The organism is Mesorhizobium sp. A623, assembly GCF_054489405.1.
Genome location: NZ_JBTMXB010000062.1, coordinates 1 through 12,393 on the forward strand (window position 1 = coordinate 1; position 12,393 = coordinate 12,393).

A 12,393-nucleotide genomic window follows, 5' to 3' on the forward strand; every position below is an offset into this window, starting at 1 on the left:
CCCGCAGTCGACCCTGCCTTTCCCGACTCCCCGTCGCCAGGCAGGGCCACCCCTTAACTTTGAAGGCGTCATTCTAAAGTTATGTCCAACAATATACGCCCGGCAAAATTCCTCCGGTGCTAGCCGTGACGTTGGTTAACGGACACCTGTTTTATTCGGTCCAGCCCTCTGCGATCGTGTGGAGTCCAGCCAAAGCAGGGCCGACAACGCTCTCGTCGGCATTGGCGGATTGCACCGCGTAAACCGGATAGGAAAACTGCGGCATGTCGGGCACGAGAAAGAGGCGGCCCGCCTCTATATGAGCTTGTACAGCGCTCATCCGGAAATAGCCGGAGCCGCCCGCCAGGAGAACGTAGCTTAACGCCAGTGGGCCTAGGTCGACGACGAGGTCGGGTGCGTGATCTGGAAAGTCGTGCCTATGGCGGAGCTCAAAATCCGGCCCCCAATCCATGGATACATAGTCGGCCTCGTCCAGAATGCGCGCCTCAGGGTCGGTTGTCACGAGTACAAGCTTTTCTTCCAAGAGCAGATCAATCTTCAGGCCGGGTCTATGTCGTGGCGCATACATGATGGCGACATCGACCATTCCTGAAGCCACCTGGTTGATCAGATCGCGCGGTACGTCGACGTGCACGCGAAGGGCAATGTCCTGAAGTGACCGGCGCATCCACCGGACCCAATAGAGCAGCAGCGGATTCCACAGGCTGACCTCGCTGCCGACCGTCAGCACAGCGCGTCTGCCGGGTGGCACGGCGACCTGATGGAGCGTGCGCTGCCATAGCTGGACGAATGTCGGCGCATGGCGAAGGAACTGTTCGCCAGCAGGCGTAAGCGAGGCGCCGCCTTTGTGGCGGACGAAAAGCGGTCGCCCAAGCTGCTGCTCCAGGTTGCGTATCCGCGCACTTACGGTCGTTTGAGCGACATTCAGGCGTTCTGCGGCCCTGATGAAGCTTCCGGTTGAAACAATTTCGACGAAAGTTCGGGCGAGTTCGATGTCCATGTCGTCGACATGGTAGCATAAAAGCTGCACTTAAACCGCAATCATATTCATTTGCTAAATTGATCGCGTCGACAGTAGACATCGATGAAATCCATCACGCCAAGCACTGGATGCTGCGCAGTGCCAGTTGAAGTGGGCACAACTTTCTACTTCTCGTGCCGCCTACGATCCTATCTGAAACAGTCCAACGCTCATGGCCAGCATGTCGGCCGGTGAATGAAGATCGCTCGCGCCAGCTGAAAGAGGCGCGAGCACGCCCTTCCACGCAAGATCTCGTAACCGGTCGAGTTCATCGCCATGCCCGAAAATCTCCGCCGAATAGAGCCCGCCGAATTCCTCCCAGTGTGCCGGATCGTGTCCTAACCATTTGCGCAGTTCCGGGCTTGGCGCCAACTTCTTCGCCCATTAATCAATCGCGGCGTCCGTCTTCTTGAGCGTAAAGGTCACCACACTCTCTTTAGATTGTAGGCCGCATCCTCGTTCGTAAAATTACAGGTGTAGGACAACATCTTGTTTGGTTCGACGGTGAGGACCTCGCAGCCCAACATGCCGCGCCACTCGCCGCGAAGATTAAAAGTGTGACCCACGACTGGTTGGAAGTCGTTCTTCATGAGCCACTCCTCGATCAGATGTGGTTGCGTGAACGCGCGCCAGATATTCTCCGTCGGATAAGGTATCTCATTTCGTCCCAACCTAATGCGACAGGAGGACAGGTAGTTGCAAATTCGTTAGAATACCTTCGGTCGCACTCCCCATCACGAAATCCCTGACCCGCGAGTGGCCATATCCACCCATGACAAGCAAGTTTCCGCCGATCTCGAGGCTATGTTGCTGAAGTGCAGCTCCGATCGAGCGTCCCTCTGCCTGTATCGAGACGGCTTCGGCCACCAGGCCACGCGTTGTTAGGCCCTGCGCAAGACGTTCGCCGATGTCTTGTCCGGGAAGCCGCTTTTCATCGGTCACGGTCACAACGGTGATCATCGAGGCATGTGCGAGAAACGGTTGTGCGTCGGCAACGGCCCGTGCCGCAACGCGACTGCCATCCCAGGCAACCACGATATGGCCAAGGGCACCGACATCCGTATCGTCGGGGAGTATTATGACCGGTCGCCCCGAACCGAAGAGTATCGCCTAGGCCGTAGTCCGCGCCGTCTGATTGTCCTGTACCCAGCCGAGCACGCAAAGGTCAAAATAGCGCGCCTGCATAACGGCTATATCAGCCATCAACGCCGGCGGCGCTGTCAATTCCTCCGTGGTCAGGCTCACACCGCTTTTCGCCGCTTCTTTCGCAATTACCTCCAGCAGATCCCTACCGCATTTGTGGCTGGTTGCTTCGACCACCCGTATCTTGTCGGGAAGATCCAGCAGGAAGCTCGACAGCGCGTTCGACACGTCGGGGATGTCGACATTAATGGCAACAGCATGGAGCGCCGCGTCGATCTGCTTGGTGAGCGCAACGGCATTCGCCGCAGTTTTCGGAGAGTTTGCCTCTGGATAGGTCGCCAGGGAGAGGGATACCATAAGCTTCATCAGATTTAGCCTCCATTGCTGCAAACGCCGAACGTCCATCGGTTCCGCGTGTTCTAAACTTGTAGAAGCATACGATGGTGCGGGATTTGATGCACCGCAAATGCACTTCGTCTAACTATAAATACCGAGTTGGCCGGCCGGCGAGTCCGGGCGACCGACTCCAAGCATTATGAGTGGAACTTCCATAGACATGACCAAGTTTGGTGCCTGCCCCTCAGGAGTGCTTTGGTGTGGCATATTTGATATAATGGCTTAAGTGAATTGTTGTCATTGTTCTGGATGTTCTACCGCGTGTGGCAATGCCCTTGCCGTCGCCTCTCAATATCCGCCGCCGCGGTCGCGGGAGACGACTTCGATCTGCGGATGATCAGCCAACCACCCCTCGACGGTCACAATCTCACGATCTGGCAATAGTGTCACAACACGCTGCTGCTCCTTGACTGGGAAACCCAGATTCGCCAGCTAGATTATCAGACGATTCCAGTTGCCGTACCGCTCCTTGATCGGTCCACGGCGGATGCTGAGGGCGATCAGGGCGGCGCCGGAGGCGATGCTCACGATCGTCGCGACGAGGCCGGCGGCGTAGAGGAATGGTGTCACGAACAGAGCTGCTCCCAGCAGTATGTTCAGATGTCGGACTGGCCGAGCGACCTCGGCGGTGGCGACCGAGACCACGGTCAGGACGAGCGATCCGATCACGTGGTCGGCGTTTGCCATGCTCCCTTCAGCGCCAAGGGTCAAACGCGTGAACAGAAGAGACAGGCCGATGAGTGCCGAGATAGCCAAGTTCCACGGTAGGCTGACGCCCCCGGCGATCATGCCCTTGAGTACGATGCCGGGCGATTGGTCAAACTCATCGACGGTTGCGTCGTCAGTTCGTGGCTCTAGCATCTCGTCGGTGTCCCCGAAAAGGAGAACTCGTACCCAGTTCTGGCCCGCCTTCACGCGACGGCGCAGGAACTGTAACGTGGCGAGCAGCTCGTCGAGCGAGTACGGGATCTGGACGAGCACCGCAGCCGCGCCAATTAGCGCGATGATGCTCCAGGTGCCGATGACGACCGGCTGAATGATGATGAAGAAGATGGAGGTGATGCCGAGCGGCGCGATCATCAGGCCGAACAGCACCACCAGCCACGGCATGGTGCGCCAGCGCATGCGTGAGCCGACGATGCCGGTGAGAATCTCAAGCAGGTAGGTATACCCGCCAACAGCGGCATCGGAGACGGGCCATGCCTCCGAGATCGACGAGGTGATGATCTCCTCAGTGCCGTTCTGCGGATCGGCGAGCGAGCCGGCGAAAAACGGGTCCCATACGCCAGGGATATGGCCAAGTTGATAGGCGGCGAGGTAGCGTGAGACATAGAGGCCGACGACTGCCAGCACGATAATAGGCAAGCGCTGCGTCCAGGTAGATGGATTATAGCTCCACCCCGGCGGAAGCTCAGGACCGGTGAGCGCGGCCAGCGCCGATGGCCCGGGCTCGGGCTTGGTGCAGACAGCAAAGCCGAAGATCAGTGCGCCGACGAGCGTGTCAGAGAGATAGGCGGCGGCGTTTGCCGTCGAGAACAGGAACGGAACAGCCATCACCAGCGCGCCGAGCCCGGCGCAAAACCAGCGCGCCCATTGCGCGCGCCAGGACAGAGCCAGCGCAGCGCCGACCATCAGCGCGGCACCGAGAATGATCTCGCTCCAGCGCAAGAGCGGCTCCTCGACATTGATCAGCATCGGCTGGGTGAGAAGCCAGGTTCCGAGGCCGATGTTGACGAAGTGCGCCCAACGGTTGGCGCGGTGCTCTGCCTTGACCTGCGCCTGGCGGCGGGCGCTGAGGGTCTCGGCGTTCTTTCCCAAGCGGGTGACGTCGCTAAGCCAAGCCGGGGGCGTGACGCTGTTGGTCTCATACCAACCAGCGGGATCGGCCTTTAATGCCGCAGCGATCTTCGGCAGGTCGTCCTTCAACCGATGCCGCGGCTCCCATCCCAACAAATCGCGCGCGTGCCGAATGTCGAGAGCGTAGTGGTCGTCGGCCATGGCGACCATGAACGGCTTGATGAACGGTTCTTCGCCTTGGTCGATCACATCGGGTATGACCGGCTCGAGCTTGCCTTGCACCCAGGCACCGGCTGCGGCGAGGAACTTTGGCAGACGCACCGTCGGCCAATCATCTGCACCGTAAAGAAGATAACCAACTTCGTCCTGAAGAGCATCGTAGCCGATCGCATCAGGCTCGCCGATGAGGATCGCGCTCTCCGGCGGTAGCGTCTTTCGGTGTTCGACGGTGAGACGGAATGCGTCGAGCATGTCCTCGCGGTGAAGCATTGCTTGGCCGACGAGAGTGCTGCCGGAGTAGAAGTAGCTCTGGAAGTCGCGCTCATAGATTCGCGCAATTTGCTGAGCCATCGTCGGCACCATGGAGTGCTCGTCGTAAACCCCGGCGAGCCGCAAGATGACATAAGGGATGCGACCGTGGTTGGCGCGGATCACCTCCTCGGCTGCGGCTTTCGATTTGGGATAAGCCCACCGCGGATTGATCGGCTGACTCTCGTCTATCCGCTCCCCGGGGCGGCAGGGGGCATGCACGAGCATCGTGCTTGCATAAACGAATTGCTCGACTTCGAAATCTTGCAGTGCGCCCAGCAGGCGGCGCGTACCGTCGACATTGACAGACTGGTAGAGCGGGTTGTCTTCCCCGGAGAAGTCGAAGAAAGCGATGAGGTGAATGACGCTGGCGATGCGCGAGCCGTATGCGTCGCGAAATTTATAAAGCGCCAGTTCAACCGAAGCATCCGACGTAATGTCGGTTTCAAAGATCGGGAATTTGGAGCCATCTGCACTACGGCTGAGTCCGATGATGCGGTAGTCGCGACCGAGAGCCTGACCGATCGAACGACCAAGGTTGCCGGACCCGCCGGTGACGAGGATGATCGGCCTGCTGTCGGCGGCTGACGTTGATAAGTCGGAGTTGCCTGCCATGTCGGATTAGCCAGCCCTGATGAGAAATGCGGGTTCTACGCTCTACTTAGCCGTCAACGCGGCTCCAACAGACAGGTTGCGACAATCAACGCCAAAGCCTTGATTTCTTCCGAGGTGGCAGTCTTCAATCAAACCATTTGGATTTGTGTCGCGACTACTGTCCACCTCTTTCGAGACAACATCAACGTATTCAACGTACTATTGGCGGTTGGTGAGATCACTGCCTTTTGAGTGAACGCGCGGCCTGTTCAAGCGCCTCACGGTCAGTCCCGATGCGATCAATTAAGTCCTGAGCTTGGTCGCCCGTGATACCTGTCTTGAATGCCAACTCCTCCACATCCAGAACGATGTTCCGGTTGACGGCAGGCGATTGATTGTCGGCCGGAATGATGTCTTTGATCATGGCTAAACTCCACTACGATGCAGCACAACGGCCAGGGTGCGAAGATCGTTCCACTATAATCGGCTCCAGACGTCGTTGGGACCATTACGTACCCCCGTGGATATCCTCAAGACAGCTTGTAAGGAGTCCGGGCATCTGCCTTGCACATTAAGAAGGTCGACCAGATCATCGGCATACCGGTGGTCGCAAGAGGATCTCCAGGCGAAAAGCCCGCCGTCAAAAGCCGTCCGTCGCAACCAGCTTCCAATCGAGATTTCTTGGCCGAATTTCGCGGGCAAAAACCCAAGCGTCCGCTACCTCGACAATCTGCCGGGCGTTGCCAGCGATGATCATGCCGCCAGTCGAATGTGTTGCCGTGATGACGTCGGCAACGAAGCGAACGCCGATCTCGACGACGCGACCCTTTTTGACGACGCTGACGATCCCTGCCTTGCTCATGCCGATGAACGTCAGGTGCAGGATTTCTTGCCTTCCCTGACGCTCAGCGATTGCGCGCTCGAACGCATCGAAAACGTCCGGCCCGACGAAGCGTTTCAACGTCTCGGTTTCGCCATCCGCATAGGCTCGCAGGATCACTTCATAAGCATTCTGTGCGCCAGCTAAGAATGCGATGGCGTTAAAATTGCTGTCTATTTCTTGCATCACACCCAGCGGCTCGGCCGAAGGCGACGCGTCTTCGATGCTGTCACTGCGTTGATCCGCTGGGGCCTCCTTCCGCTTCGCCTGGTCGTCATTCGCGCGCGGAGTAGTTCCGATCCAGTTGCCCAGCAACACCCAGTACAACACAATGACAGCCACTATCAAAAGATCGTTGGTCAAACTTCCTACCCCATTCGTCGCATCTTCCTGACAGAACGCAGAGGTGGCTGTAGGCATAAACCGGATCGGAATTTCTGTCCGAAGCTCTAGATACGGCCACCAAACCGATTACAGTCTCGCCTCTTCTAAAGGATGAAGCAAACGCAATTAGATGCCACATAAATGCAACATTGTTGCATTGTCCGGCGAACGAAAGAGGTGGGCAGGGCCACGTCCGGACCACTCCCATTTGTCGGCACTTGGACGCAAGAGCGTGTCTTTCGCGCAAACGAAACTCTAAATTTGAATAGTCGATCTTGTTGTGGCTTCAAATACTCGAAACTCGCAGGTGGTGTTGCCGTCATCCGGGTTGGCGGCGCGACGGAAACCGAGGTCAAGGAAAAGAAGGACCGCATCGACGACGCGCTGAACGCCACGCGCGCAGCGGTCGAGGAAGGCATCGTGCCGGGCGGCGGCGTGGCGCTGCTGCGCGCCCGATCGGCGCTAGCCGGGATGACCGGCCCAACTGCCGATATCACGGCCGGAATCTCGATCGTGTTGAAGGCCCTCGAAGCGCCGATCCGGCAAATTGTGGAAAATGCTGGCGTCGAAGGTTCGATCGTCGTGGGAAAGCTCATGGAGAGCAAGGACCGCGCTCAGGGCTTCGACGCACAGACGGAAACCTATGTCGACATGATCAAGGCCGGCATTGTCGACCCGGCAAAGGTCGTGCGAGCAGCCTTGCAGGCTGCCGGCTCTATCGCCGCACTCCTGATCACTGCGGATGCGATGATCGCCGACATTCCGGCGAAGGATTCCGCCGCATCGGTGGGCAACGGCGGCATGGGTGGAATGGGGTACTGAGTAGCGTCCGAACCAACCCAGCCAACCAAAAGCGGGTTACTGGACGAGCGCCGCTGGAGCGTGTGCCCTGGCGCGGCCATCGTCAAAGCAAGGAGCCTTACAAATGATTACGTTCGCTCAGAAGACGAATATTCTGCCTGAGACTGAGGCGGCTGGAGAAAACCGCTTTGATCGCGTTCGCAAACTCGCCGCCGAAAAACACAAGAAGTCTGATGCCTCCACCGCATGCGACGACCGGCAGGACGTCGAGGACAAGCGCCCTATTTGATCACCGAATAACGGCTCCACTCATGATGATACTTCTGTCCACCTCATGAATCAGACATCACACGGTTTGGGAATCCTAAATGGCGGTTGGGCCTAGGGAGCCGTTCGGCCGGCCCACCCCTGGAGAGCCACTATCACCCAACTTACCAGGAAAGGCGGTCTCGTTTGCGATTCAGGTTAGATGCGGCGCGGTGGCAGTTACCTTGGTTGTGCAGGATAGTGGTCAACGCGACCTCCACACCGTTTCAATGAGAGACTACAGCGTCTTCTTCGCTTTGGACAGGCTTGGGATCAGGCTGGCGAGTTCCATCGGGAAAGGGAAGACAATGGTCGAGCTCTTCTCGCCGGCGATCACGTTGAGCGAGCTTAGATAGCGCAGTTGCATGGCCTGCGGTTCCTTGGCCAGTATCTGTGCCGCCTCTAGCAGCTTTTGCGCGGCCTGCTGCTCGCCCTCGGCGTTGATGATCTTAGCACGGCGCTCGCGCTCGGCTTCGGCCTGGCGGGCGATCGCCCGGGTCATCGATTCATCGACATCAACATGCTTGATCTCGACATTGGCAACCTTGATGCCCCATGCGTCGGTCTGCTTGTCGAGGATTGCCTGGATGTCGATGTTGAGCTTGTCGCGTTCGGCCAGCATCTCGTCGAGTTCGTGCTTGCCGAGCACTGAGCGCAGTGTCGTTTGCGCCAGTTCGCTGGTCGCCTGCATGTAGTTCTCGACCTGGATCATGGCCCTTTCTGGATCGATGACGCGGAAATAGATCACCGCACTCACCCGAACCGACACGTTGTCGCGGCTGATCACGTCCTGGCTCGGGACGTCGAGGACGAGCACGCGCAGGTCGACTCGCATCATCTGCTGCACGAAGGGGACGAGCAGGATGAGTCCCGGTCCCTTGGTGCCGGTGAAACGGCCAAGCGTGAAGACCACGGCGCGCTCATATTCACGCAGGATCTTGACCGTAGAGCCCAGTATCCCCAGCAGAATGGCAACAAGCACGAGATAGAAGATCAAGTCGCCGAACATGTTATCCATGAGATTGTCCTCTCGAGACTAAGAGCAGTGTCATCTTTGTGCGCTTTCCGTCGCCGGAGCAGCGGTGGTCTTGAGCGTGAGGCCGTCAATATCTTCGATCCGCACGGTCTGTCCGACGGTCAGAGGCATGTCGGCAACGGCCTTCCAGCGCTCGCCATGGGCGAGAACATAGCCAGTGTTTCCATTCCAGCTCAGGACCTCGGCGGCGGCGCCTATCATCTGTTCCTTGCCGGTGACCACCCTGCCGCGCCGCGACGTAAAGGCCAGCCACGCCACCAGCAGTGACATGAGCAGACTGGCAATCCCGACCGCGCCAAGCATCTGCCACGATATCTGGAAGCCTGGTACGTCCGTGTCAAACAGGATCGCCGCGCCCAGCATGAACGCCGCAGTTCCACCGATGCCCAGCACGCCAAAAGAGGGCGTAACCACCTCCGCGGCCAGCAGAGCAGCCCCCAGGATGACGAGCCCGGCGCCCGCATAGGTGACCGGCAGCACCGCCAGTGCGTATAGGCCAATCACAAGACTGATGCCGCCAATGGTGCCGGGTACCAAGGCGCCGGGGTTCATGAGTTCGAATATCAACCCGTAGATGCCGATCATCATCAAAATGAGGGCGACGTTGGGATGGGTGATGACAGACAGGAAGCGGGTGCGCCAGTCGGGCGCGATCTCCTCGACGAGGAGGTCTCGCGTGTCCAGTGCGACATCTGCATGTCCGACGCGCACGTTCATCCCGTGGGCTTTGGCTAGCAGGTCGTCAACGCTGTTAGCGGTGAAGTCGATCACGTTCTCGCGCGCGGCGTCTGTGGCGGTCAGGCTCGACGCCTCCCGCACCGCCTGCTCGGCCCAGTCGGCGTTCCGGCCACGCATCCCGGCGAGGCCGCGGATGTAGGCTACTGCGTCATTGATCGCCTTGGCCTCCGAGGGATTGGCGAGCGCTGTCGACTTGTCTTTCTCCTCCTTGTCATCGTCCTTATCCTGCTCCCCACCGAAGGGCAGGCCTCCACCGCCGCCGATGGCCACCGGCGTCGCCGCACCCAGATTGGTGCCCGGCGTCATAGCGGATACATGGCTGGCATAGAGGATGTAGGTGCCTGCACTGGCCGCACGCGCGCCTGCGGGCGTCACGAAGCTTGCAACGGGAACCGGAGAGGCAAGGATCTCGCGGATGATGTCACGCATGGAGGTATCGAGACCGCCCGGCGTGTCCATCCGCAGCACGACGAGAGTCGCCTTCCGCTCGGCCGCTCGCTGGATGCCGCGGACGATATAGTCAGCCGTCGCGGGACCGACGACGCCATCCAGCGTCAGGACGACAGCGACCCGGCTGCTCTGCGCAGAAGCGACTAGGCCGAATAGGCCTACGAGGGTCAGTAATGCCGCCGTAAGTGCGCTTACGAACCCAAGACGACCTCGCCACCTGCAAGCTGCTTTTGCCTCGGTGCTCATAATAACTATCTATGTCGCGACGACAGGAAGGTAAGAGCTGTTGACGGCGGCCCGCACGTTTGCCCGCACCGCGTTGCGATCGTTCTCCGATCGCCGGAAAATCACCGAACAAGCCAAGATTGATGGCGCGCGTTCGTGCTCGGCGCCAGTTTCATCGGCCTCGAAGTCGCGACGGCCCTGCGCGTCCACGATATCGAGGTTCATGTCGTGGCGTGGGTAAACGACCTGTCCGTCGTCAGAACGTTTGGCTCAGTTTGCGGCGTAGCTTAGAACCGTGACCCTGGGCTAGAGATGATGAAGTCGTTGATTTTTCATGCTTCGCTCGATGGAAACGGATCACGATCGGCACCGACGATGCCCCCTAGCGAACTGCTATTGGTTAGGGCCATTTTTACTTGGGTTTGTGTCGGCGCTCTTCACAGCTATGACGATATCTGAGCATCAACTGACACCATGAATCGGGCTTTGAGAGGAGAGAATTTCTGGTTCACCATGGTCTTGCAAACGCAATCCGTACCATCTCATTCCGGGACCGCGCACCTAGGAAATCTCACCCACCATAATGATTGTATTTATCTGCCGATTAAATTCGTTTGTCTGATGGATAGATTAGGAGGAGCCGGCGTCGCCGCCAACGTTTTTTGGCGTGTGTGCCAGGTAGTTCTCGCATTTCCAGCCAACATCACGTTTGGAGCCACTCAAGGAGCAGGACGGCTCAAGGCAATGCCAAGCGAGACGAGCCGGATTGATCCAGGAGGAATTCGGATGCGTGTACTCAAGAAAGCGACTTACCTACTGACGGCAACAGCGTTCTTATCGTGCGGTGCCGCCTATTCCGCTGGGCCAATGAAGATTTGGCCAAGATGGCGGAAAATCCCAACGACCGGGTGATGCAGACGGGTGATTATGCCAACACCCGGTATTCTCCGCTCGATCAGATCACAAAGGACAATGTGAAGGATCTCCAGGTCAAATGGAGCTTCTCGACGGGCGTATTGCGCGGCCATGAAGGTGGGCCGTTGATCATCGGCAACGTGATGTATGTCCATACACCTTTCCCGAATATCGTATACGCGCTCGACCTCGACAATGACGGCAAGACCCTCTGGAAATACGAGCCCAGGCAGGACCCGAACGTCATTCCGATCATGTGCTGCGACACGGTCAACCGTGGCGTGGCTTATGCGCCCGCCGATGGCGACCGTCCGGCGATGATCCTGCTCAACCAAGCTGACACCACCGTCGTGGCCATCGATGCCAAGACGGGCAAGCAGATCTGGTCGGTCAAGAATGGCGACCAGACCGATGGCGGCAAGGGCGAGTCCGGCAAGGGCGAGTCCGGCACGGCAGCCCCCGTCGTGGTCAGGTATGCCCATGAGGCATCCATCAACAACACCCAACGCACATTACGTAGTCGTGCAAAAGCGTCTCTTGTTACTCCACCATGGCAAGCAGGCTCAGGCCGACAAAGTCGCTCGACGTCACGCAATTGCGAACTTGCCGATCGATGGGCAGAGCCGCTCATAAGCCGGACGCCGGGCTTCACCACCCCATGAACGAACCGTTCATAGCCTGTTCAGCGGGGACTGGGTAACCAGTCATGGTCGTCTCTTAGCTAATTGGAGTTGCAATGAAAAAGTTCGTGTCTGCGCTTTGCGCAGGGTCTCTCAGTCTCACCTTCGGACTGGTGCCCGCCATCCCGTCTGTCGCGGCTCCAATGATGCCGCAGATCAACGCGTTTTCGAACGTCCAAACGGTCCAATACAAGGACCAGTGGCGTAAGAAGAATCGCAAACATCGGGTTCAGAGAGACCATCATCGAAGGGGACACTGGAACGGCCATCGTGGCGAGCGAAACAAGCGTCATGGGTATCGTCGTCACAATGACGGGCTTTGGTATCCGCTGGCTGCGTTCGGATTAGCGGCGATCATCGGCGGAGTGATCGCTAATCAGCCACAACCGGCGCCGGTCTATCGCGAACGTCGCGGCGGTGACGCACACGTACAATGGTGCTACGGCCAGTATCGGTCCTATCGCTCTTCGGACAATACCTTCCAGCCCTACAACGGGCC

General features: G+C 58.5%; 11 protein-coding genes and 4 pseudogenes. 5 read left to right on the top strand and 10 right to left on the bottom strand.

Annotation, left to right across the window (positions count from 1 at the left end; all coding sequences use genetic code 11):
• Nucleotides 1-151: 151 nt before the first annotated feature.
• From ACX3P1_RS26745 to ACX3P1_RS26780, 8 genes and pseudogenes are all read right to left on the bottom strand, one after another.
• Nucleotides 152-1,000, bottom strand: a complete 849-nt coding sequence (locus tag ACX3P1_RS26745) for a LysR family transcriptional regulator (RefSeq protein WP_459082636.1) — start codon at nt 998-1,000, stop codon at nt 152-154.
• 162 nt (nt 1,001-1,162) lie between these two features.
• Nucleotides 1,163-1,393 carry a DUF488 family protein, N3 subclade gene (locus ACX3P1_RS26750; RefSeq protein ID WP_459082638.1) on the bottom strand — a complete coding sequence of 77 codons (231 nt, stop codon included), beginning with the start codon at nt 1,391-1,393 and terminating at the stop codon, nt 1,163-1,165.
• Between the two features lie 29 nt (nt 1,394-1,422).
• Nucleotides 1,423-1,713, bottom strand: a pseudogene (locus ACX3P1_RS26755) (SRPBCC family protein); the annotation flags it as partial.
• A complete protein-coding gene (locus tag ACX3P1_RS26760; protein WP_459082640.1) occupies nt 1,694-2,056 on the bottom strand; it encodes a universal stress protein in 363 nt (120 codons plus the stop codon). The gene ACX3P1_RS26760 and the pseudogene ACX3P1_RS26755, both read right to left, overlap by 20 nt.
• 75 nt (nt 2,057-2,131) lie before the next feature.
• Nucleotides 2,132-2,530 (bottom strand): hypothetical protein, encoded by a 399-nt coding sequence (locus tag ACX3P1_RS26765; protein WP_459082642.1) that lies wholly within the window; start codon nt 2,528-2,530, stop codon nt 2,132-2,134.
• A 462-nt stretch (nt 2,531-2,992) separates the two neighbouring features.
• Nucleotides 2,993-5,500 (bottom strand): NAD-dependent epimerase/dehydratase family protein, encoded by a 2,508-nt coding sequence (locus ACX3P1_RS26770; RefSeq protein WP_459082644.1) that lies wholly within the window; start codon nt 5,498-5,500, stop codon nt 2,993-2,995.
• A 217-nt stretch (nt 5,501-5,717) separates the two neighbouring features.
• Nucleotides 5,718-5,903, bottom strand: coding sequence for a hypothetical protein (locus ACX3P1_RS26775; protein ID WP_459082646.1), 186 nt, complete (start codon nt 5,901-5,903; stop codon nt 5,718-5,720).
• 216 nt (nt 5,904-6,119) lie between these two features.
• On the bottom strand, nt 6,120-6,722 hold the full coding sequence (locus tag ACX3P1_RS26780) for a Tim44/TimA family putative adaptor protein (protein WP_459082648.1): 603 nt from the start codon (nt 6,720-6,722) through the stop codon (nt 6,120-6,122).
• Between the two features lie 309 nt (nt 6,723-7,031).
• Here ACX3P1_RS26780 and ACX3P1_RS26785 point away from each other — a divergent pair.
• Together ACX3P1_RS26785 and ACX3P1_RS26790 are read left to right on the top strand one after the other, a co-directional pair.
• Nucleotides 7,032-7,565 (top strand): annotated as a pseudogene (locus ACX3P1_RS26785) (TCP-1/cpn60 chaperonin family protein); the annotation flags it as partial.
• A 103-nt stretch (nt 7,566-7,668) separates the two neighbouring features.
• The gene (locus ACX3P1_RS26790) at nt 7,669-7,833 is read left to right on the top strand and encodes a hypothetical protein (protein WP_459082650.1); all 165 of its coding nucleotides are present in this window, start codon (nt 7,669-7,671) and stop codon (nt 7,831-7,833) included.
• Between the two features lie 255 nt (nt 7,834-8,088).
• On the opposite strand, the gene ACX3P1_RS26795 is transcribed toward ACX3P1_RS26790, so the two are convergent.
• Both ACX3P1_RS26795 and ACX3P1_RS26800 read right to left on the bottom strand, forming a co-directional pair.
• Nucleotides 8,089-8,868, bottom strand: a complete 780-nt coding sequence (locus ACX3P1_RS26795) for a slipin family protein (RefSeq protein ID WP_459082652.1) — start codon at nt 8,866-8,868, stop codon at nt 8,089-8,091.
• Between the two features lie 30 nt (nt 8,869-8,898).
• Nucleotides 8,899-10,320: an NfeD family protein gene (locus tag ACX3P1_RS26800; protein WP_459082654.1), complete on the bottom strand. Its 1,422-nt coding sequence runs from the start codon at nt 10,318-10,320 to the stop codon at nt 8,899-8,901.
• 126 nt (nt 10,321-10,446) lie between these two features.
• Between ACX3P1_RS26800 and ACX3P1_RS26805 the strand changes: the two are divergent.
• From ACX3P1_RS26805 to ACX3P1_RS26815, 3 genes and pseudogenes are all read left to right on the top strand, one after another.
• A pseudogene (locus ACX3P1_RS26805) lies at nt 10,447-10,533 on the top strand (NAD-binding protein); the annotation flags it as partial.
• Nucleotides 10,534-11,135: 602 nt separating this feature from the next.
• Nucleotides 11,136-11,687: pseudogene (locus tag ACX3P1_RS26810) on the top strand (outer membrane protein assembly factor BamB family protein); the annotation flags it as partial.
• A gap of 263 nt (nt 11,688-11,950) precedes the next feature.
• Nucleotides 11,951-12,393, top strand: a 443-nt coding sequence (locus tag ACX3P1_RS26815) for a BA14K family protein (RefSeq protein ID WP_459082656.1), incomplete at its 3' end; no start/stop codon positions are given.

Bases quoted from the DNA above. Each gene is read 5' to 3' on its own strand.
- ACX3P1_RS26745 (WP_459082636.1), bottom strand. From the start codon at position 1,000: ATGGACATCGAACTCGCCCGAACTTTCGTCGAAATTGTTTCAACCGGA.
- ACX3P1_RS26765 (WP_459082642.1), bottom strand. From the start codon at position 2,530: ATGAAGCTTATGGTATCCCTCTCCCTGGCGACCTATCCAGAGGCAAAC.
- ACX3P1_RS26770 (WP_459082644.1), bottom strand. From the start codon at position 5,500: ATGGCAGGCAACTCCGACTTATCAACGTCAGCCGCCGACAGCAGGCCG.
- ACX3P1_RS26775 (WP_459082646.1), bottom strand. From the start codon at position 5,903: ATGATCAAAGACATCATTCCGGCCGACAATCAATCGCCTGCCGTCAAC.
- ACX3P1_RS26790 (WP_459082650.1), top strand. From the start codon at position 7,669: ATGATTACGTTCGCTCAGAAGACGAATATTCTGCCTGAGACTGAGGCG.
- ACX3P1_RS26795 (WP_459082652.1), bottom strand. From the start codon at position 8,868: ATGGATAACATGTTCGGCGACTTGATCTTCTATCTCGTGCTTGTTGCC.
- ACX3P1_RS26800 (WP_459082654.1), bottom strand. From the start codon at position 10,320: ATGAGCACCGAGGCAAAAGCAGCTTGCAGGTGGCGAGGTCGTCTTGGG.